This is a genomic window from Cytophaga aurantiaca DSM 3654, from assembly GCF_000379725.1.
Lineage (GTDB): Bacteria > Bacteroidota > Bacteroidia > Cytophagales > Cytophagaceae > Cytophaga > Cytophaga aurantiaca.
Window position 1 is genome coordinate 53,471 of the sequence record NZ_KB903632.1, and the last position, 21,390, is coordinate 74,860.

Here is a 21,390-nt window from a genome sequence, read left to right on the forward strand (position 1 = left end):
TTTTTTATTATATTGAATCAATAAATTTTTCAAAAATGGAAGATCAAAAGTCAGCAAACACAACCAAAGCACTGAATATCTACGAACAACGCTTTGAAAAATTAATGATGTTGATTCGAATAGATAAAACGCTGAAAAAAGCGGTTATCAAGCATAAAAAATAGCCCTTACGATGGACATTTTAGATGAAGGCATATTAAACCTATGGAAAAATCTTCATGAGTTCAATGTGAAATATATTATGGTTGGAGGATTTGCAACCAACTTGCATGGATTCTCCAGAACAACTGCAGATTGCGATATCTGGATCGAAGATTCACTTACCAACAGAAAAAATCTTCGGTTGGCATTAGAAAAAAATGAAGGTATCTCTTTTGAATCAATCGAACGAATGCAATTTATTCCCGGCTGGTCATCTATTCAATTACATTCAGGTTTATCATTAGATATTATGACATTTTTAAAAGGATTCCCTCAAACTTCTTTTGAAGAATGTTTCTCTCAGGCATCTATAGCTGAAATATACGGTTTGTCGTTACCTTTTTTACATATCAATAATCTCATTGAAGCAAAAAAACAATCTGCCAGACCCAAGGATTTAATTGACATTATTGAATTAGAACGAATCAAGAGAGAGAGAGAGAACGAATAAAGAGTATTGTGCTTTTTTATTCTACAATAAATTTCAATACATCCAGTTACTTTTCATCCTTCAATTTGTACTATATGTGTGATTTTATGACACGTTACGAATTGAGGATTTAAATGAACAAGCAATTATCTACAGCATTTTTAATCATTTTCAGCATACTTGTGCTGGCGCTGAAAGATTCTGCATCGTTTGTTCACGCCATCCTGCATTATATTCCCAACAATCCCTGGCATCAGCACGATGAAATCAGCAAACATCATCACCTTCGGATAAATCCATTAGAGATCCATAAATATTTTCAAAACAAACATTCGCATCAACACAACGAGCATACGCATGCACATGATGTAATGGATCATATCCATCACGATGAACACCAAAGTAATAGTTCCTCTCCTTCAGAAAAAATAAATCTTGAACTCAAAGTCGATTATTACTTTCAATCACTGGCCAATTTTCATCTTTCCCAATCTATAGCTCTTTCCAAATTGAATCATTTTTCAATCTATCTCCAATTCATTCACAATAGAGACGCAAAGCCGCCTTATCAGCCTCCGCAAGTTTAGTTATTTACCAGTTTACTAATTCCTCTTTCTATTGAAAGTGAATAGATATACTATCTATTCACTCGAGGATTCTATGTATTATAACTAAACAATCGCGATATGAAATATTTTATGATCGTGTTATTCCATGTTGTATACTCACAGGTATGTGCTCAGGAAGCACGTATTAAAGGTACAGTTGTGCAGGCAGAAAATCACATACCTATACTGTATGCCTATGTACAGTTGGTCAATGCAAACAATCAGATTTCCTACACGGATGTTGAAGGCAGATTTGAATTTAATGCATTACCTGCAGGCACATATTATTTAAGCATTCATTCACTTGGACATGAATCGATAAGGGATACACTTCAGTTAAAAACATCTGAAACGCTTTTCGTTACATACGAACTACAGGAAAGTATCATAGAGATTCCGGAGATTGAAATAACAGCACGAAATGAAGTAGCCTTTACAACAATCAATTCCATCGACTTCAAACTTCGCCCTATCAATACCACACAGGATCTGCTGCGCATGGTACCCGGCTTATTTATCGCACAACATGCAGGTGGCGGTAAAGCAGAACAATTATTCCTCCGTGGCTTTGATGTAGACCACGGAACAGATGTTGCCATTTCAGTAGACAATATGCCTGTCAATATGGTTTCGCATGCTCACGGACAAGGGTATGCAGATCTGCACTTTGTAATTCCTGAGACGGTCGACAACATTCAATTTAACAAAGGATGTTTTCAGGCAAATACGGGCGACTTCAATACAGCAGGAGCTGTTAAATTTCAAACAAAAAATTTCATTCCAGAAAACAAAGTAAAGATCGAGGCTGGCAGATTCAATACTTACAGAGCATTACTCTTACTAAACCTGTTTCCTGCAAAAGACAGCGTCGAACGCAAACATAGTTTGTATGTAGCCTCAGAAGCCTTTTATTCAAAAGGTTTTTTTGAAAATCCTCAGCACTTTAATCGCTTCAATGTATTTGTAAAGTATCATGGTATCCTGTCCCGAAACACTTTCTTAACGGCAAGTCTATCTACATTTGGCAGCAGATGGGATGCATCCGGACAGATTCCGCAGCGCGCAGTAAATGATGGAAGCATTGGTTGGTTTGGATCGATCGACAACTCCGAAGGTGGAAACACAAGCCGTTCCAATGCCAATATTCAATTAACAACAGAAGCCGGTACTCTGGGAACATGGATCAATCAAGTCTTCTGGAGCAATTACGCATTCAGTCTATTTTCGAATTTTACTTTTTATAAAGAAGATCCTACACACGGAGATGCAATTCATCAATACGAAAATAGAAATATGTTTGGCTATACGACTTCTTTAAAAAGAGATTACATGGCAGCAGGCATAACCGTAAAGACAAACATTGGCGGTGGTTACCGAGGCGATGTCATAGACAATATTGGGCTTGCGCATGTTGAAAGAAGAGTCTTTTTAAATGATGTCAAAAAAGGTTCTATTCATGAAAATAATCTGAATGGATTTATGGATGCGAGCTTATTGCTATCTGCACGACTTACATTCAACGCAGGACTGCGCTATGATTATTTTTTATTTTCTTACAAAAGCAGTATCGAAGATTCTACTTCAGCAAGTCGTGGCCAGGGTGTTCTTAGTCCCAAAGCCAATATTTACTATAAACTTACGCATGCAGTACAGCTCTATCTAAGCGGCGGATATGGCTTCCATTCAAACGATGCACGTGTGTCTGTTTATAAAACAAATCAATCGAGTTTGCCAAGAGCGAAATCGGCAGACCTAGGAACCAATTTAAAAGTGGGCAATAAATTATTTGTTAATATGGCTTTGTGGTATATGTATTTAGAATCTGAATATGTATATGTTGGCGACGATGGTTTGTTAGAGCTCAGTGGCAGTACAAGACGTTATGGAATTGACATGAGTTTCAGGTATCAAATTCTGAAATGGTTATTTGCCGACATGGATCTGAATCTTGCAAAACCCCGGTACATTGATTTACCTAAAGGTGAAAACTATGTACCGCTGGCTCCACCGATAACAAGCACGGGAGGATTATCTGTAAAGCAAAACAACTGGAGTGCGAGTTTGCGCTATCGTTTCTTAGGGAAACGTGCAGCTGTTGAAGACAACAGCATCATTGCTTCAGGTTATTTCATTATGGATGCAGTTGCAAATTATCAATGGAGAATGTTTCAATTTGGAATAACTGCAGAAAATATATTCAATCAAAAATGGAGAGAAGCGCAATTTGCAACCGAGTCTCAATTAAAAAATGAAACGGTGCCAGTAACCGAAATTCATTTTACTCCCGGCACACCGTTTTATATAAAAGGAACTATTGCGGTTTGTTTCTAAAAGCAGAAGGCTATTCAATATACCTGAATAGCCTTCTGCTTTTATTTTAATTCAGCGAATCTTATTGAAACGACAATCTTGATTTGATTTTATCCCAAGTCTCTCCTAAGTCCTGTCGATCCTGATAATTCTTTTGTTTTGCAGATGCTTCTTTCGCTTTCGCAATCCGATCTTCTGTTAAGGGGTGTGTACTTATCAGTTCAATAGCTCCGATTCCATCGTCGCTTTCTTTTTGCAAGGTTTCAAATAAATAGATAAAACCTCTTTGATCGATCTTATTATCATACAACACTTTCAATCCTTCTGTATCAGCTTCTTCTTCCAGGCTTCTTGAATAGGTAAGTGAATTGAACATATCTGCATTACTTACAATTACAGATGTGATACCATTTACATCACTTGTAATGATGGATAAGAATAAATAGCTCGACAAACTTTTAGCGATTGCTTTGATAGAGTGACGATGGTTCACATGGGATACTTCATGCGCCAGCAAGGCTGCGAGTTCTTCTTTGTGCTGCATCTTACTAAGAATACCTTCAAACACTACAATATGTCCACCAGGCAATGCGAATGCATTTACAGTAGCATCTTTCACAACATGAATCTGAATCGGATATTCGGTATTGAAATTTATTTTTTCGGCATATTCATTTACCAGTACAGTCTCAAAACTATCTATTTCCAATTTTTCAGCCATCTGTTCGAAAACGTATTCCCCTAATTCTTCATCGTAACTTGCAGGCATATTTTGAACAACCTGAACGGCCAGAAAAGGAATAAAATACAAATAAGAACAAACCACAAACGCAGCAACTGTTGCAATGACAATGCTTATCCGTTTCCAATTCATGGTTTCAATAAACATATCTGTTTTATCAAACTCCACTGTCGGATAATGGGCACGAATTTTAACGTTCAGAATATCATTTGAATACTCAATGGATTGATGTGGAAATTCTCCATACTTGAATAACGTTACACCTGCCAATACCCGAGCGGGGTGTATCTGATCAAGTTTCCAGATAACCTCTACAGTTTCTGCTGTGAAATAATCGGTATACGTCAACGTCCATCTATCAGCATAAAAACGTAAGGTCGCCTTATTAGCAATGGAATTCTTGCCCGAATAATAAATTACTGCAAATCCGTCTGTCATACTTACTAGAAAATATTAAGGTCTAATGCATCTGATAAATCTTCTCCTGTTGCATCTTTATAATCTGCTTCAGTCTGTGTGATCGCATTCATATCAATCTCATTACTGAAATGCATATTCGACAGTTCAAAAGTCATATCTCTGATTAAAACAAATACCATCCCTAAGCCTAATGTGAAAATAAGTATTAAAAAATCACCAAGAATCAATGCAAAATAGCTTCCACCGTCCATTGTCGATTTCACCGGATATTCTACTCCATTTTGCACAACACTTGTATTTCTAATCTTGAAATTTTTAAGTGATATCAAAAACCAAGGCATATAAATATAAAATGTTATTATAGTTAAAAACATTCCCAACCAATACTTGCCTAATAGAGGTAATCCTCTACCTGAAAATTTAAATTCGAGTGTTCCGAATCGAATATTGGACAATACATATTTGCGCATGTTAACAAGCAACCATGGAATATAGAAACCTATAGTTAAAATTGAGAATAGAATACCTAGTAAATAAATTTTATACAATTTGCTTAAACTACCTCTGTAGCCCATATGAATTCCTCTCCAGGAAGTACGAGACAAGCGATAACGCAATACACCATGAATAGCCAAGGGGATTAATGCCAGTACAACTAAATACAATACCCCTGTAGCTATTAAGACCATCTTAGGCTCACCCATCCATGTAAAGACCTTAACTGATCCGAAAAGAACCAGGAATAAAATAAATACTTTAATATAAGCTCTGAACATCTCTTTTCCGGTACCATGAAATATAAAGCGGCTGCCATGAAATTCTGTTTCAGAATACATGTACTGTAACATCTTCGCTTTAGCCCATGGGTAATACAATCCTAAGGTTATGATTGTAAAAAAGAAATTCACAAGCATGATCACAAATAACTTCGATGGCTGTGCAGTGAATGTTAAATTCGAATAATTTTTCAAATTCATTTTATTTTAGGAGTTAAAAAGTTAATCTTTCAATTTAATTAATAATTTGAAAGATTTTCATTACTCTGAAGCATTAAATTATCAACTACCTACTAGTAGCTAGTTTAAACAAATAAATCCCCTATTTTTACAGCTAAGACCGTCAAACGCTGCCTTTTAAATGCCTATCGAAACAATTTCTACAAACCGCTACTTTATCATCAATAAACCTTTTGATATGGTATCGCAATTTGTCAGTACGGATCAGGTTCGTTTACTGGGCGATCTGGATTTCGACTTCCCCGAAGGCACGCATGCGGTTGGGAGATTAGACAATGAATCGGAAGGATTACTAATTTTAACGACCAATAAAAAAGTAACACGACTTTTATTTCAGGGAGAAAAAAAACATACCCGCACCTATTTGGTTCTGGTAAAAAATATTGTCTCAGAAGCGACGGTAAAACAGCTTCAAACAGGAATTTCAATCCGGGTAAAAGGCGGCGAACAATATATCTCTTCTCCCTGCCAAGCATCTATTGTTTCTGATGCTAAAGCAATTTACCCATACGCATCTGATACACGCGAAGCCTATCCGCATACGTGGCTTTTACTCACACTCACAGAAGGTAAATTTCATCAGGTGCGCAAAATGGTATTGGCAGTAAATCACCGGTGTCTTAGACTCATTCGGGTATCGATTGAGAATATTGTATTGGGTGATTTAAAACCGGGTGTGGTAAAGGAATTTGAGGAAGAGGAGTTTTTCAGGTTGCTGGATATAGATCCTTCCAATAAATAATGTATTAAATCATTTTATATTTTACCTTTTAAAAAACAGGGCATTTTAAACGCTTCTGAATTTTCTTTTTTTCCTTCGTTTTAAACTCATAAGACAATGTTAATTCATGAGAGCCGCCTGTTCTTCCATTCGTAAGCTTCGAAAGCGTGTAGTCATAACTATATCCCATGTGAAAACCTTTATGAATAAAACCTACTAAAAACACCAACGCATCGTGATTCGTTTTTTCTCCCGGATATAATTTAATCGGAATACCTCTATACCAGAAACCAACAACCAATTGATTGTATTGCCCATACAGCCCTATATCTAACTGATCAGATTTCCCCTGCATTTTATACATAAAAGTTGGTGTGATACTTTTTTCTTCATCCGGATTCACATGTTTTTTTCTCCATTCCGGAGTAAAAGAAAATGTATAACCACCGAATAAACTTGCTTTAATAGGAAGTCTGCTTTCTCCTCTTATAAAAGTCTGGTTGGGACGTGTTAAATGATTCACGGAAATGCCAATCCAAAATTTTTCAGAATACAATAATCCTCCTGCTGAAACATCTGCATACGATACGGTTGTCGTATTGGGAAATTCATTTGTAGCGCCGCCTTTAAAACCATCGTCATTGTATTGCGAACCAAACGTCAATCTATTAAAGTCAATGCTTCTATTCACATAAGACAATTGAAGTGCGGGACGAAAAACAAGCTTCTTATTCAGATCGGCCTGAAATGCGTAGACCATTCCAATATCTGTAGACTTTAGTTTTGATGCAACAGATAAATCGGACGAAGCAATCACACCTACGCCACTTTTATATCTGGTAAAATAATGATCTGCAGAAATGGTATTCGAAATATACGATGCTTCCAGGCCAGGCCACTGATACCGTGTAGCAAAAATAGCACGACTATTCTCTTCTACTCCGGCAAAAGCAGGGCTCAGATATAGGGCATTAGCATAATACTGTGAATATTGCGGATCCTGTGCCTGTACAGAAATTACAGAACAAACCAGGACTGCACTATACAGCATGATGTGTGCGTATGCCTGGCATATTTTTTTCAGTATATGCATTATCGTACCAATGTTATACTACCTTTCATGACCTGATCTTTCTGTGTAACATCATAAATGCTTTTATAATGAATAATCCATGGGTAGCTACCAATCGGCATTTGCTCACCTCGATACATACCATCCCAACGTTTTTCTCTTTCGGTTGATATGAAAATAATTTCACCCCAACGGTTAAAGATCGTAATATTAAAGTCTGTAAAATTCTTTCCGAATATTTCAAGATCATCGTGTGTTCCGTCTCCATTCGGAGAGAAAGCACTAGGTACATACAATGCTGCTTCGCAGAAGTTCTTCACTTCAACCTGTCCGGTAACAGAGCATTGAAAGGCATCCCAGACAGTTACCTGATACGTACCTTCCTGAGAGATCTGAATTTGCTGTGACGTTTGTCCGGATGGAGTCCAAAGGAAAGTATTGCCATAGTTTGATCCGATAATCATCGGTCCTTCATCAAAGCAGTGCGTTATAGAATTGTTTGAAAAAATAGATTGTGTCGGTAGCGGCCGAACCGCCACATTCATTGATGCAGTTGTGCTACAGGAATGAACGTCTGTAACTTTTACCGTATAGGTCGTTGTATGTGCAGGCTGAACCTGGATTGTCTGCTGCTGCATTCCACCAGGCATCCATTGATAAGATATCCCCCCGGTTGCTGAAAGTGTTGCAGCACCCGCTGCACAAATAGTTGTGTCTTGTCCGACATTAACTATTGGCAATGGATAAATCGCTATTATATTTAAAGTGTCAGAAGCTACACAGCCATTGCCATCTGCAACACGAACCCAATAAGATCCTGTAAGATTTGCGGTAAATGTTTTTGTAGTTGCAGACGGACTCGTACCATTCCATGTATACGAAACAAAACCATTACCTGCGTTTAATACCAAACTCTGTCCCACACACAGCGAAGTATCTGCACCAAGATAGATGTTTGGCAATGGTTTAACTGTAAGATGTAATGTAACAATACTGTCGCATGCTAATGTTGCTAAGGTATCGTAATATGTACCTGTTTGATTATACACATGCAAACCGATAGCGTATGTTTGATTCATACAAATAACGCGATTGATTGTATTCCTTTTGTATGGGAGAACTGTCAGATTCAGAATTACAGTACTATCGCAGGTAGCAGTTGGTATTATGGTACGATATATTCCCGTTTGATTGTATGAATGTCCGGCAACCGTAGTACTCTGCCCTTCGCAGATTGTTTGTAGAAGAGAATCTTTTTTAGCAGACAACACCGTAAGGTTCAATATAACAATACTGTCACAACCTGTAGTAGAAAGTGTATCTCTGAATATTCCTGTAGTTTTATATGATTTTGTTCCGATCACAAATACATTTCCTGCACAAACGGTTCGAACAAGCGAATCTTTTTTATACGGCAATACTTTAAGATCCAACACGATTATACTATCGCAGCCACTGGATGCTATCAGTGTATCTGAATATATACCGGTTTGATAATAGATCTTATTTGCAGAAGCTTTACCTACACCTGCACACACGATAGCTCTAGTCGTATCTGCAATGCCATTTACTTTTAGATCTGTAATAATTAAATCATAACAGCCACCTGCATTCTGTACGGAATCTTTATAGATACCGGGCAGTGAATATTGATTTGTACCTACTGTTACGAGATCCCCTTTACAAATAGTAATATGACTCGTGTCTGATTTCTGCGGCAATATCAGAATAGACGTATGCACAATACTGTCACATCCCAATGTATTTGTCAGCGTATCGGTATATATACCAGGCAGAGTATACACATGTGAGCCTACTGTTATGTGTGTCGTACCGCAAAACGGAATGATCTGTCGCGACTCATCTTTCAAACCAACATGATACGTAGAACGAAATGTATCTGTACAACCATTGATGGTCACTTTTTTAGTAATGATGTATGTTCCGGTATCGGCAGGGCTTAACGCAGGAATGACTAATGAATCACCAACATAAATAGTACCATCAGGTCGCTTCCATTCATAAGAAAAAAATGTTGAACTTACACCTTTAAGCACAATTCTGCTTCCTGTACACGATGCTCCTTTTTTTATAACAGGAGGAAACTTTGCTGAATCAACTGTGATCTGTCGGAGATTGCTATTATTACATGCATCCTTTATCCGAATGCTGTATGTTCCATAAGAAGGCAACTGAAAGACATTGCTGCTCTGCCATGGAAACGTTTGCGGACCTGAAACAATTTCGTATTGATAAGGTGGTACACCTCTTGTACTGTCAACATTCAGCTGTACATAACTACTGCCATTACAAAAAACAGTTGTATTGGATTTAAATACATTGCTGCTGTAAGGAAAAATAGTGATGGTATCCTGAACATGCCAGCAATCCTGGTTGCCATCTGTAGCTGTACCGTCATACACACCACCGCCCATAGGATCATAGCCATAATAGATTTGCAGCATGTATTTACCTGGCTGCAATGAAGGAATAGAATCTACTTCATTATATCCTCTTCTATAATAGATCAACGCACCGGTTGTTAGATTAGTAACATACGTACCGATTGTCATAGAACTTCTGGGATCTATATACAACATATTATCACCCAAACAACCGTTCTTTACCTTATAAGAATAATTAAAATCTGCTATTGAAGAAGGAAATACAACCAGATTTCCAAACACTTCATTCCCACAGGTATCCCATGCTCTATAGGCATAAGTTCCCTCAGCAAGGTTTTTAAGAGAAAGCCCATTAAACGAATTTGGTGTAAATGTTTTTGGATAAGTGATTACATCACTGAACTCGTATTTTGGTTTGGTACTTTTTACAGATGAAGGTCCGGATAACAAAGTAATTTTAACCGAAGACGTAAAATTATAAATATTGAAATAACCTACAGCAGTTGAATCCATGCAACCTACACCGGAAGATGTTTCAACTCTGGGGGCAGCAATTACCGGCCATAAAATTGTTTTATCATATACCGTTCCGCAACCATCAGTCATGTGCAATTGATATGTCCTTCCGCTTACCTGTGGGTCAATTGTCAATGCACAATAAGTATAGGGACAAACGTCCGAATCTACTACTGTATTGGTTGCTACATCTGTTAATGTAAATGATAGAGACGGATTAGATGATGTCCAGGTATATGGATAATAGGGTGGATTTTTCATACGCAAACCTGCGCCCAGCTTATTACCACAATTGGCAATCGTACTGTAATCTAATTCAAATTCAAACGGTGAAGTCATTGCTCTCGAAGCACAAATCATGTTCCCACAGGTATCGGAAAGGCAGCCATAAATATAACTGCTGTAACCTATGCCTGCGCCTACAATCGTATCCCGTATTTCAAAATAGCCCGGTGCATACGTAATCGTATCCATGGGCACCGCGTATACATATTTCACCTGCACTCCTGCACTTGTATTTAGTGTAAGCTTTAAAGGCATGCGAGCTTTTTCCTTAAAGAGACGGATCTGCATAGAATACACAGCAGAATCACAGCTCAGTTTATTAACTGTAGGAACACCATCGTAAAAATGTGAAAGACCTGAGCCACCTGTAACAAGAACGACAGTACGCGTTTGATAATTCAGGCAGGCATCTGTCATTTTTATTGTATAGGTACCTTCTGTTAAATTTTTTATGCTATCACTTGCCTGAGGAGCTGTTGTAAAAGGAGATGTAACCTCCCAGGTAAAAGGAGCCTTACCTGTTCCGGTTACTGGGTGACCCAAAATCATTCCGTCAGAAGAACCCGGACAGATCGGATTAATCGCAGCGGGCTGCATATCAGGTAATCTATATGTACCATCGACAACAAATTGCTGATCTTTAAATGCAAAATCTATATCATATACACGCATGGTGTATGTGCCGGGAAACAAGGAATAAAAGGTTGAGTTGTTTTGAAGAGGTGCAGTAGATGGACCTGCAATAATTTCATAGATCAAAAACGGATCGGGCTTGTTGCTTGTTGCTGTAACAGTTACTGTTCCATTATTCCCGCAGGTACTTTCGGTTGTAGTAATAGATTGAATGGTTATGGCTGCATGAGCAGATGAACCTGCAAGTAGTAATAAGAATAAAAAAAGTACGCGGCTTTGTACACACAGGTATGAGATGATTTTGTAATACTGTAAATACTTCATAGCCTGCTTTCCTTTATATATCTATCATTCAGCTCTAATACTTTTTCAATATTCTATTATATAGATATCGAATTAAAGTAATTACAAAATGATCTATGAGTAGATACAGATTTTGTTCCTTTGGTAACCTTTCAATATAACAAATAAGGTATAAAGGATTGAAGCAATGCAAGCAAACAGTTCATATTAAATAAAGTATGAGATAATGATAACAATTTTTTAATAGCAACAGCTATTAACAATTGTATGTTCAACAGGTGAAAGGTAGTGAATGAGTGAAATACAAAACAGGTTTTATTACACATAAAAATATTTGAATGAATTGAGAAGACTTTAAGTTTTTCAAGGGTATTCGACCTCTCAGAATCCTAACACAATGAAATAACAGGAACTACCAGAACAGAATATAAAAAACGTTTAACCAATTCTCCTCTAGAAAATAAATAAGGGAAGCACCTAACAATAACAAGATCATTGGTTCTTTTAGAATGCTTTTTAATGCATTCAGTACAGGGTATTCTTTTTTTATAGTCATATTCATTTCTTCCATATGTTCTACGGGAAAGAAGCACTTGTTCGTTTGTAAGACCTTTTATACTTGTAGCTATTACAGACATCATCATAGATTGAGATTGCTACATTACTCAAAAGAGGTGAAATATGGTAACCAATATTTTGAATATTGTTCATACATGCGCTGTTACAACTTTTTATCAAAACTCATTAATCAAATAACAGTAATGTGTCAAAAAAGAAGCCTATACCGGTTAAAAAAAGGGGGTTCACCGATAACTAATAAAGATCATTGTGTCTAATGCTTTTTATCATACCCTTAATTAAATAGCTTTTATAATTTTAATAAACAACCACTTAAGCTTATGAAAACAATTTTAGTACCCACCGACTTTAAAAGCCACTCTGAAAAAGCATTGAAAGTTGCAATGAAAATCGCAGCAAAAGCAAGTGCAAAAATCATTTTGGTTCATTCTTTTGTCTTATATGTTACAGACATATATGCTACATCAGATATGGCCGTCGATATATATGAAGAAGAAAAGGAACAATCCAAAGAAATCCTACGCAACTACTGTGAAAAAATAAGATTAGAAAAAGATGTTCTTGGAAATCCACTTCAGGCAGAATACATCGTACATCAAAATTTTGCACCTTCAGAAATTCTTTTAACAGCTTTGAATACAAAGGCAGATCTTATTGTCATGGGAGCCGAGAAACATTCAAACCTATCAATTATTTTAGGAAGTATTGTAAATGAAGTTATGCATAAGTCTGATTGTCCAGTATTGCTGATACATGATGAAACTGTAGAATCTGATTTCAGCACAATTTATTTGGGTATTGAAGATTTACAGAAAGAACTTCCTTCTGTTCAGCAAGTCATTCCTTTCGCAAAAGTTTTTGATGCTACGATTTCCATCATTCATATAGACAGCCAGATCTTGACGATGCCGGATCTGCGAAACATGAACATTGAAAGAGCACAAGCCGAAACACTTCTGAATACATTAAAGCAAGAGTATGATTTTTCAGACATGTACCTCCGTTATTCGGTAGCAGATGAAATCATTCAAACAATGGATGCTATTCTTTTAGAAGAATCGCCGCAGATACTTGCTTTACGATACCAGAAAAGAAAATGGACAGATTCGATTTTTCATAAAAGCCTCATCCGGTATCTAATGATACATTCTAGTACCCCTTTGCTCATTATTCATTAACACATTTCTTTTTATACTATTTAACTTTTAAACAATTCACGTATGTCCCAGCAAAACACAAGTCCCGCTGTTAAGGCGAACAATGGCAATATCAAAAATGAATTATTTCCTTCTACATCTGCGCACTCCAAATCGTCCCTGATCCATAATCTTCCCGCTGCCAATATAAAAGACCTGCATGCGCATTATGAGATTGAACTGGCCGCTCCTGGTTTCAAAAAAGATAATTTTATGGTTAACATAAACAAACAAGTGGTAACAATTTCAGCAGATAAAAAACCATCGGAAAGAAAAAAATTCGTTCAGAGAGAATTCAAGTATGGCTCCTTCAAACGCACTTTTGCCTTACCCTTACCCATTCATAAAAAGAAGCTGAAAATGTATTACAAAAACGGAATATTACTACTTAGTGTTTCTAAGAAAAAAACTACTTGAACAGCATCTCTACTATCATCATTTGACAACAATTTTAACATAAGATTTCATCCATCATTTTTAATTGAATAACCACCTAAACAACTACCGCTATGAATACCTACATACTATCTTTCAACCAGATTAATATCAATACAATCGCTACTGTTGGAGGCAAAAATGCTTCTCTCGGAGAAATGTTCAACGGACTTAGTGAAAAAGGCATACGAATACCGAATGGCTTTGCAACTACAGCCTTTGCGTACAAACAGTTCTTAAAAACACACGGTCTATACGAAACAGTGTCAGAAACTCTTTCTACACTCGACACCAAAACATTTTCCAACCTGGCTTCTGTTGGTGAAAAAATCAGAAACATGATTCTGGCAACTAACATACAACCAGATCTTGCTTCAGAAATATGTACTGCATACAAACAGCTTTGGCTTTCTCCTACTATGCCCGTTGAGGTTGCGGTCAGAAGCAGCGCTACTGCAGAAGATCTTCCGGATGCCAGCTTTGCAGGACAGCATGAATCGTACCTGAATATTTTAGGGGAAGAACAATTGCTTCAAACATGTGTACGTTGTTATGCATCTTTATTTACAGACAGAGCAATTAAATACAGACACGACCATGGCTTTGACCACATGAGTGTATCTCTTTCTATCGGAATACAACGAATGGTGCGTTCCGATATGGCTTCTTCTGGTGTCTGCTTTACCCTGGATCCAGATTCAGGGACAGACACTGTCATACTGATTACAGGGGCTTGGGGATTGGGAGAAAATGTTGTTCAAGGTGCTGTAAATCCGGATGAATTCTATGTCTATAAAAAAGCACTTCGGGAAAACAAAAAACCGATTCTATCCAAGAAACTCGGTACCAAAGCAAAGACAATGATGTATAATCTGGATATTTCTTCCAGTGAACGGATTGTAAATGTAGATACCCCGGCTGAAAAAAGAACGGCCTTTGTACTAAGTGAACCAGAAATCATTCAGCTTGGCAAATGGGCGTTGCTTATTGAAGAACACTACAAAAAGCCAATGGACATTGAATGGGCTAAAGACGGAATAGATGGAAACATATACATTGTACAGGCACGCCCCGAAACTGTTTATAGCAAACACACCCAACTGGTAAGCATTACAGAATACCACTTAAAGGAAAAAGGAAAAATAATTGCCAGAGGAAATGCGATCGGAAATAAAATAACCAGTGGTAAAGCCCGCATCATAGAATCTCCAAAAGATTCAGATCTGTTGCAGGAAGGTGAAATATTGGTTACGGATATTACCAATCCGGATTGGGATCCAATTCTGAAAAAAGCATCTGCAATCATAACAAACAAAGGCGGACGTACCAGTCATGCAGCGATCGTTGCCAGAGAGATGGGCGCTGTAGCTGTAGTTGGCACAGGTGATGCAACCTCTTGCATCAAAGACGGGGATATCGTAACCGTATGCTGTTCAGAAGGAGAAAACGGACTGATCTATTCCGGAAAACTTGCATGGGAAGAAGTAACGACAACGATCACATCAGAAGATAAGCCGCATACAAAAGTGATGTATATTCTTGGAGACCCCGATCAGGCATTTCACCTGTCCCGTATCCCCAATGATGGTGTAGGGTTAATGAGACTTGAATTCATTATCAGCAATTCCATACAAATACATCCAATGGCTCTCGTAAAGTTTGATACACTAAAAGATCTTGATGCGAAAGCAGAAATCGAACTACTCACAGCAGATTATGCTGACAAGAAAGATTATTTCACAGAAAATCTCTCAAGAGCCGTTGCTACAATTGCTGCAGCCTTTTACCCAAAAGATGTTATTGTACGCATGAGTGATTTTAAAACGAATGAATATGCCAATCTATTAGGTGGAAAAGAATTTGAACCGAAAGAAGAAAATCCGATGCTTGGTTTCCGTGGCGCAAGCAGATATTACCACAAAGCATATGCAGAAGGCTTTGGACTTGAATGCAAGGCCATGAAGATTGTACGCGATGAAATGGGACTAACCAATGTAAAACTTATGATCCCTTTCTGCCGCACCGTTGCAGAAGGAACAAAGGTACTTTCCATTATGAAACAGTATGGATTAACTCAGGGAGAAAATGGACTGGAGATTTATGTTATGGCTGAAATACCAAGTAATGTAATTCTTGCAGAAGACTTTGCCGACATATTTGATGGTTTCTCTATAGGCTCTAACGACCTTACTCAGCTCACACTTGGAATTGACCGCGACTCTTCCATCGTCAACGAACTCTTTGACGAAAATAATGAGGCGCCTAAAAAAATGATACGTCAAGTAATTCAAGCAGCAAGGCTTGCCGGACGAAAAATAGGATTGTGTGGCCAGGCTCCAAGCGACTTTCCATTGTTTGCTGAATTCCTCGTAGAACAAGGGATTGATAGCATCTCCTTCAATCCCGATGCTTTACTTAAAGGAACAAAGAACATCCTGAATGCGGAGAAAAAAATATCCATTAAAGAGAAACAGTTATTAAATATGCTGGAGAAGATTGAATAAATCGTTTTCAGGAAATTTTGTTCCTTATAATATCATATCACAATAGTATATTATGCAGGCTCTATAAAACTTGTATCAATTACATGCAAGTTTTATAGAGTTTCTTTATACGTATTACATATTGCTATTCAGACAACAGCCTTGCTTATTTTAAACCAAAATTTCAATAAAACATTTTAGTAGATATTAACATTAGCTTAAAAAATGCCTACTAAAATTTTTATCTTTTAAAATCAAAGAGAAACCTTATGAAATCAGAAACACAATTACTTATGGCATTATGGATAGAAGCCCGGACACGTTTTTCAAATCAGTTAAAAACATTAAATGAACAGGACTTAAGGAAAAAGCTTAGCTATTCGCCAAATTCTGTAGGATTTCTCATACGTCATATCGGAGATGTTGAACTATTATTTGCCAAAAATATATTTGGTTCAACTGAAGTTAAAGTTACAGCCAAAACTGTCATCGAAAAAAAAGATACTGGAGAATGGACAAACTTACAAAACCTGAATGAATACGTGAATCATTCATTTGAAACGCTCAAATATATTATAGAAAAACAATCTGATACAGATTGGGAATCAGAAATTACAACCATTGAATTCGGCACAAAAACCAAAGCTGAAGCATTGGGCAGAATCATTTCGCACTCTGCATATCACGCAGGGCAAATAGCAATAGTTAATAAATACGGTACTGTTTAAAAGAATGCTCGTATATGAATGAATAATAAAGTTTAGTGTGCAAAACCTCTTCGCTTCTAAATGTCAACAATAATTATAAACCTCTAACTTGCCCTCTCTGTTCGGTTCGCTGCAATAAAGTGCTTTTGTTATTTGAAATTCATTTTAAAAAAACACACTAAAAAAAAGAAAGGTCTCTTGATTTCTCAAGAGACCTTTAGGGTAGATGGTTGAAATGTTCAACCGGTTTTATGAATACATCAGAACATTAATCGATTAAAATAATGACATATCAACTATTTAATCATTTACTCATATTGTTATTTTTTATACACAAAATATAAGGTACCGAATTTATCATCGGTGAAATAAAATGCATCTTCTCCTAAAGGAAATATTCCGCAAGGCCTTCCATGAATCTTATTGTTTTCATCTCTAAATCCTGTAATAAAATCTTCTGGCGCAGTATTTTCTCTTACTCTTTGCAGGCAATATCCCCTTCCTATTGCAGGATTATAAGATCCATGCTGCGCTACCAGGAAATAATTCATGAGTGCCGGATCTGAAGCCCTTTCTTTGCCAAACCAGGATAGTCCGAGAGGGGCAGTATGTGCTCCAAAATAACTAAAGGCGCCTGGAACATTTTTAGCACTAATTTTTATTTTTGAGGTGTCATATTTAGGATCGTCGTACACCTTATTATTTGAGTGATAACAGTATGGCCAGCCATAATGTTTGTTTTCAAGCAATCTAAACATAGCATCATCAGGCATGTCTGTTCCTAAGTGATCTGCTGCCATATTGGTTGCAAAAAGATTTCCTTCGGCCCACTCTAATCCTACCGCATTTCGTAATCCCTTTACAAATATTTTTCTATTCTTACCATCCGGATCCATCTCCACAACAGCAGCTCTTACTTCTTCCTTTTCAATACATGAATTACAGCTGCTGCCAACAGAAACATAAAGCTTATTATTGCTACCGAATTGAATGGTTCGGGTTAAGTGCCACCCACCATATCGGTAGCTTAAACCATAATCCGGATAGGTGTCCAGCACTTCAGGCTCTGATGATGGTTTTTCGTCGCCTTCTTCATAAGCATAACGAATCAATTGGTCTGTCAAAGCAATGTATAGCCAGTCTTTTCCTGAAGCATCTTTATAAAAGGCAATACTATTAGGATTGTGTAAATTCTCAAGATATGTGATTCGCTTTTTGAATGTCATGGACGAATCATCGAAGTCCGATAAGATGTATATCTTCCCTTTCTTATTATCTTCCAGATTATACATATCCGTTAGAAACAACTTTTCGTCAGGACTCTGTGCCATAAACCGGATTCTTTTCATTCCCCACGCCACTGCTTTAATGTCAAAACCTCTGGGAATATTAAGTGTAAAGGTGTCTCCGTTTGGATGCTGAATGGTATGTGGAATTAATTGCAATGCTGCTACATCGCCCTCCGGAAGAGGGATTACTGTTTCTACTGCAGCAGATGGTTGAGCTTCTGATGTTACATGTTCGATAACAGTTTGTTTGCTCTCACTGGATTCTTTTTCATCTGAACAAGAAGTTATTAAAAGAGAAATACACAGGAAAGCCCAAAGGCCATTATAAAAATTCATATACGTTTTGTTAAATACAGCTCAAATATGCAAAATTATATTTTTCTTCAAAAGAACAATAAAAAGGAATATTAGAACTTATATTTACCAGCGAATGATTCGTTTATCTCACATGAAAAATTTGATTTGGTTGATTTTATTAGGTCCTATTGCCTGTTCACAGAAAAACATTGAATATAAACAGGAGAAAGATCTTTATAAATCTGAAAATTTTACTGACTCTCTATTTAGCATTGGTATTGAAGGACCGTGTTATTATAAGGGATTCTTATATGTTGTGAATCTTCACAAGAGAGGCAATATCGCTAGAGTAGATAGTAATGGACAGGTTGAATTATTTGTTGAACTGCCTGAGGGAAGTATCGGAAATGGCATACGTTTTTTCAAAGGAAAAATGTTTGTCGCAGATTATAAGAAACATAATGTATTAATTGTAGATCCTGATACCAAAGAAATTTCCATGTATGCCCATAGTGATTTCATGAATCAGCCTAATGATATAACCATTCGAAATTCAGGTGTCATCTTTGCTGCTGATCCGAACTGGGGCAAATCGAATGGAAAACTTTGGAGCATTAATATTGATGGAACTACCAAACTTCTTGAAGACCGCATGGGCACCACTAACGGAGTAGAGATAAGCCCTGATGGAAATACGTTATATGTCAATGAAAGCGTTCAGAGAAACGTATGGAGGTATGATATTACTCCTACCAATGAGTTAAAAAATAAAACACTGTTTTATAAATTTGATGACTTTGGTATGGATGGAATGCGGGTTGATAGCCTGGGCAATCTATACATTACAAGGTATGGAAAAGGCACGATAGCAGTTATATCTCCTCTTGGGAAATTAATAAGAGAAATTAAGTTAATAGGTATGAAACCGACTAATCTTTCTTTTGGAGGAAAGGATGGAAAAAAAGTATTTGTTACAATGCAGGATACAAGAAGAATAGAAGTATTCGAGAATGAAGTACCTGGCAAAGACTACGTGTATTAAGTCTCTTTCCCTTCTCGTTTAGAAGATTCGTGCCTTTTATCGGATAGATCATGATGTGGCATGATAGCTTTGTAATATTGATAAATCTTAATACAACAACGTAGCTTTTTATTTTTATCACCCATATAAAAATAAAAAAGGTCTCTTGATTTCTCAAGAGACCTTTAGGGTAAATGATGGGGTTCGAACCCACGACCCTCGGTACCACAAACCGATGCTCTAACCAGCTGAGCTACATCTACCGTGTTCTAAAACGTTTGTTTTAGGTCTGCAAAACTACGACATAGCAGATAAAAATACAAGTCTTCTGCAAAATTTATCTTTCAAATATCAACCGTGCCCCTTTTTGTTCTTCATTAAACGTTCCATCGTGATAGGCCCAATGACCTGAAACAAAGGTATCTGTTACCTTAGATTTGAATTGATGTCCTTCAAAAGGCGACCAATTGCATTTTGAAACAATAGTATTTTTTCCCACAGTCCATGGGCTGTTTAGATCCACTAAAACCATATCTGCAAAATATCCTTCACGGATAAAACCTCTCTTTTCGATCTGAAATAACTTAGCAACATTATGTGCGGTTTTCTCAACGATCATCTCCAGCGAAATTTTTCCTTCGTGATATTTATCCAGCAATGCAACCAGACTATGCTGCACTAAAGGACCACCGGAAGGTGCATCCAAATATGGAAGCTCTTTTTCTTCGATCGTATGTGGCGCGTGATCTGTTGCGATCACATCAATACGCCCGTCTAATACTGCTTGCCAGATTGCTTCTCTGTCTGCAACCGTTTTTACTGCCGGATTCCATTTGATGTAATTTCCTTTCGTTGCATAATCTTCGTTTGAAAACCACAAATGATGTACACAAGCTTCGGCTGTAATTTTCTTTTCTTCCAGCGGAATATCATTTCTGAATAAATCTAATTCTTTCGCTGTAGAAATATGCAGGATATGCAAACGTGTACCGTGCTTTTTAGCCAGTGCTACTGCCTTCGACGAAGATTCGTAGCATGCTTCTTCGCTGCGGATCAGATGGTGATGTGTTGCATTCAGCTTGTCGCCATACAATGCTTTGTACTTCTCTGTATTCGCCCGCACAATCGGATCTTCTTCTGCATGAATTGCAATAAGCATTTTTACTTTCGAAAAAATCTCATCCAGCATGGCAGTATTATCTACCAGCATATCGCCTGTAGAGGATCCCATAAAAATTTTAATCCCGCATACATTCTTCGGATTCGTCTTCAACAACTCTTCAATGTTCGTATTGGTTGTACCCATGAAAAAAGAATAGTTTGCAAGACTGGTACGTGAAGCGATCTCATATTTTTCTTCCAGCAAAACCTGCGTTACCGCTGGCGGTTTTGTATTGGGCATTTCCATATAACTGGTGATCCCTCCAGCTACTGCTGCGCGGGATTCCGTATAAATTGTTGCCTTATGTGTTAAGCCTGGTTCTCTGAAATGTACCTGATCATCAATCAAGCCCGGCAATAAATATTTACCCGTTGCATCTATCGTTTGATCCGCTTCAGCAGCAATCTTTCCTATTTGTTTGATCAATCCGCCCTCTATCCATACATCTCCCTGAAAGATCTGACCTTCATTTACTATATTTGCATTACGTATTTTAATCGTGCCCATATTTCATTCTTATTTTGGGTCAAATTTAATCCATTATTTCATAGAATTTACC

General features: G+C 37.3%; 17 protein-coding genes and 1 tRNA gene. 10 read left to right on the forward strand and 8 right to left on the reverse strand.

The window, feature by feature from the left end; translation table 11 throughout:
• The first annotated feature begins 35 nt into the window (after window positions 1-35).
• The 4 genes from A3EE_RS22170 (at window position 36) to A3EE_RS0107830 (ending at window position 3,570) form a co-directional block, all read left to right on the forward strand.
• A complete protein-coding gene (locus A3EE_RS22170) occupies window positions 36-164 on the forward strand; it encodes a hypothetical protein (protein ID WP_018342890.1) in 129 nt (42 codons plus the stop codon).
• Between the two features lie 8 nt (window positions 165-172).
• Window positions 173-652, forward strand: coding sequence for a hypothetical protein (locus A3EE_RS0107820; protein ID WP_018342891.1), 480 nt, complete (start codon window positions 173-175; stop codon window positions 650-652).
• 113 nt (window positions 653-765) lie between these two features.
• Window positions 766-1,218: a hypothetical protein gene (locus tag A3EE_RS0107825; RefSeq protein WP_018342892.1), complete on the forward strand. Its 453-nt coding sequence runs from the start codon at window positions 766-768 to the stop codon at window positions 1,216-1,218.
• Window positions 1,219-1,317: 99 nt separating this feature from the next.
• Window positions 1,318-3,570, forward strand: coding sequence for a TonB-dependent receptor (locus A3EE_RS0107830; protein WP_026209662.1), 2,253 nt, complete (start codon window positions 1,318-1,320; stop codon window positions 3,568-3,570).
• 61 nt (window positions 3,571-3,631) lie between these two features.
• Here A3EE_RS0107830 and A3EE_RS20230 read toward each other — a convergent pair whose 3' ends face one another.
• Together A3EE_RS20230 and A3EE_RS0107840 are read right to left on the reverse strand one after the other, a co-directional pair.
• On the reverse strand, window positions 3,632-4,729 hold the full coding sequence (locus tag A3EE_RS20230) for a M48 family metallopeptidase (RefSeq protein WP_018342894.1): 1,098 nt from the start codon (window positions 4,727-4,729) through the stop codon (window positions 3,632-3,634).
• Window positions 4,730-4,734: 5 nt separating this feature from the next.
• A complete protein-coding gene (locus A3EE_RS0107840; RefSeq protein ID WP_018342895.1) occupies window positions 4,735-5,688 on the reverse strand; it encodes a YjgN family protein in 954 nt (317 codons plus the stop codon).
• 160 nt (window positions 5,689-5,848) lie between these two features.
• On the opposite strand from A3EE_RS0107840, the gene A3EE_RS0107845 reads away from it, so the two are divergent.
• Entirely contained in the window at window positions 5,849-6,469 is a 621-nt protein-coding gene (locus A3EE_RS0107845; protein ID WP_018342896.1) for a pseudouridine synthase, read from the forward strand.
• A 28-nt stretch (window positions 6,470-6,497) separates the two neighbouring features.
• Here the strand turns inward: A3EE_RS0107845 and A3EE_RS0107850 are convergent, their stop codons facing one another.
• From A3EE_RS0107850 to A3EE_RS22255, 3 genes are all read right to left on the reverse strand, one after another.
• Window positions 6,498-7,541: a PorP/SprF family type IX secretion system membrane protein gene (locus A3EE_RS0107850; protein WP_018342897.1), complete on the reverse strand. Its 1,044-nt coding sequence runs from the start codon at window positions 7,539-7,541 to the stop codon at window positions 6,498-6,500.
• The gene (locus A3EE_RS0107855; protein ID WP_018342898.1) at window positions 7,541-11,683 is read right to left on the reverse strand and encodes a T9SS type B sorting domain-containing protein; all 4,143 of its coding nucleotides are present in this window, start codon (window positions 11,681-11,683) and stop codon (window positions 7,541-7,543) included. The genes A3EE_RS0107850 and A3EE_RS0107855 overlap by 1 nt, the downstream gene beginning before the upstream one ends.
• Before the next feature lie 368 nt (window positions 11,684-12,051).
• Window positions 12,052-12,306: a cation-transporting P-type ATPase gene (locus A3EE_RS22255; RefSeq protein ID WP_026209663.1), complete on the reverse strand. Its 255-nt coding sequence runs from the start codon at window positions 12,304-12,306 to the stop codon at window positions 12,052-12,054.
• Window positions 12,307-12,561: 255 nt separating this feature from the next.
• Here A3EE_RS22255 and A3EE_RS0107865 point away from each other — a divergent pair, with 255 nt between their 5' ends.
• The 4 genes from A3EE_RS0107865 (at window position 12,562) to A3EE_RS0107880 (ending at window position 17,083) form a co-directional block, all read left to right on the forward strand.
• Window positions 12,562-13,419, forward strand: a complete 858-nt coding sequence (locus A3EE_RS0107865; protein WP_018342900.1) for a universal stress protein — start codon at window positions 12,562-12,564, stop codon at window positions 13,417-13,419.
• Between the two features lie 42 nt (window positions 13,420-13,461).
• Window positions 13,462-13,854 (forward strand): Hsp20/alpha crystallin family protein, encoded by a 393-nt coding sequence (locus A3EE_RS20235; RefSeq protein WP_018342901.1) that lies wholly within the window; start codon window positions 13,462-13,464, stop codon window positions 13,852-13,854.
• Between the two features lie 92 nt (window positions 13,855-13,946).
• Window positions 13,947-16,376 carry a phosphoenolpyruvate synthase gene (gene ppsA / locus A3EE_RS20240; protein WP_018342902.1) on the forward strand — a complete coding sequence of 810 codons (2,430 nt, stop codon included), beginning with the start codon at window positions 13,947-13,949 and terminating at the stop codon, window positions 16,374-16,376.
• A 248-nt stretch (window positions 16,377-16,624) separates the two neighbouring features.
• Window positions 16,625-17,083 (forward strand): DinB family protein, encoded by a 459-nt coding sequence (locus tag A3EE_RS0107880; protein ID WP_018342903.1) that lies wholly within the window; start codon window positions 16,625-16,627, stop codon window positions 17,081-17,083.
• 299 nt (window positions 17,084-17,382) lie between these two features.
• Here the strand turns inward: A3EE_RS0107880 and A3EE_RS0107885 are convergent, their stop codons facing one another.
• Window positions 17,383-18,687 carry a PQQ-dependent sugar dehydrogenase gene (locus tag A3EE_RS0107885; RefSeq protein WP_018342904.1) on the reverse strand — a complete coding sequence of 435 codons (1,305 nt, stop codon included), beginning with the start codon at window positions 18,685-18,687 and terminating at the stop codon, window positions 17,383-17,385.
• 112 nt (window positions 18,688-18,799) lie between these two features.
• Here A3EE_RS0107885 and A3EE_RS0107890 point away from each other — a divergent pair, with 112 nt between their 5' ends.
• Window positions 18,800-19,690: an SMP-30/gluconolactonase/LRE family protein gene (locus tag A3EE_RS0107890; protein WP_018342905.1), complete on the forward strand. Its 891-nt coding sequence runs from the start codon at window positions 18,800-18,802 to the stop codon at window positions 19,688-19,690.
• Between the two features lie 168 nt (window positions 19,691-19,858).
• On the opposite strand, the gene A3EE_RS0107900 is transcribed toward A3EE_RS0107890, so the two are convergent.
• A tRNA-His gene (locus A3EE_RS0107900) sits at window positions 19,859-19,932 on the reverse strand.
• Between the two features lie 74 nt (window positions 19,933-20,006).
• The gene (locus A3EE_RS0107905; protein WP_018342907.1) at window positions 20,007-21,338 is read right to left on the reverse strand and encodes a dihydroorotase; all 1,332 of its coding nucleotides are present in this window, start codon (window positions 21,336-21,338) and stop codon (window positions 20,007-20,009) included.
• Between the last annotated feature and the right edge of the window lie 52 nt (window positions 21,339-21,390).

Bases quoted from the DNA above. Each gene is read 5' to 3' on its own strand.
- A3EE_RS0107855 (WP_018342898.1), bottom strand. From the start codon at position 11,683: ATGAAGTATTTACAGTATTACAAAATCATCTCATACCTGTGTGTACAA.
- A3EE_RS20230 (WP_018342894.1), bottom strand. From the start codon at position 4,729: ATGACAGACGGATTTGCAGTAATTTATTATTCGGGCAAGAATTCCATT.
- A3EE_RS20235 (WP_018342901.1), top strand. From the start codon at position 13,462: ATGTCCCAGCAAAACACAAGTCCCGCTGTTAAGGCGAACAATGGCAAT.
- A3EE_RS0107905 (WP_018342907.1), bottom strand. From the start codon at position 21,338: ATGGGCACGATTAAAATACGTAATGCAAATATAGTAAATGAAGGTCAG.
- A3EE_RS0107820 (WP_018342891.1), top strand. From the start codon at position 173: ATGGACATTTTAGATGAAGGCATATTAAACCTATGGAAAAATCTTCAT.
- A3EE_RS0107840 (WP_018342895.1), bottom strand. From the start codon at position 5,688: ATGAATTTGAAAAATTATTCGAATTTAACATTCACTGCACAGCCATCG.
- A3EE_RS22255 (WP_026209663.1), bottom strand. From the start codon at position 12,306: ATGATGATGTCTGTAATAGCTACAAGTATAAAAGGTCTTACAAACGAA.
- A3EE_RS0107865 (WP_018342900.1), top strand. From the start codon at position 12,562: ATGAAAACAATTTTAGTACCCACCGACTTTAAAAGCCACTCTGAAAAA.
- A3EE_RS0107830 (WP_026209662.1), top strand. From the start codon at position 1,318: ATGAAATATTTTATGATCGTGTTATTCCATGTTGTATACTCACAGGTA.
- A3EE_RS0107885 (WP_018342904.1), bottom strand. From the start codon at position 18,687: ATGAATTTTTATAATGGCCTTTGGGCTTTCCTGTGTATTTCTCTTTTA.
- A3EE_RS22170 (WP_018342890.1), top strand. From the start codon at position 36: ATGGAAGATCAAAAGTCAGCAAACACAACCAAAGCACTGAATATCTAC.
- A3EE_RS0107850 (WP_018342897.1), bottom strand. From the start codon at position 7,541: ATGCATATACTGAAAAAAATATGCCAGGCATACGCACACATCATGCTG.
- A3EE_RS0107845 (WP_018342896.1), top strand. From the start codon at position 5,849: ATGCCTATCGAAACAATTTCTACAAACCGCTACTTTATCATCAATAAA.
- A3EE_RS0107890 (WP_018342905.1), top strand. From the start codon at position 18,800: ATGAAAAATTTGATTTGGTTGATTTTATTAGGTCCTATTGCCTGTTCA.
- A3EE_RS0107825 (WP_018342892.1), top strand. From the start codon at position 766: ATGAACAAGCAATTATCTACAGCATTTTTAATCATTTTCAGCATACTT.
- A3EE_RS0107880 (WP_018342903.1), top strand. From the start codon at position 16,625: ATGAAATCAGAAACACAATTACTTATGGCATTATGGATAGAAGCCCGG.
- ppsA (WP_018342902.1), top strand. From the start codon at position 13,947: ATGAATACCTACATACTATCTTTCAACCAGATTAATATCAATACAATC.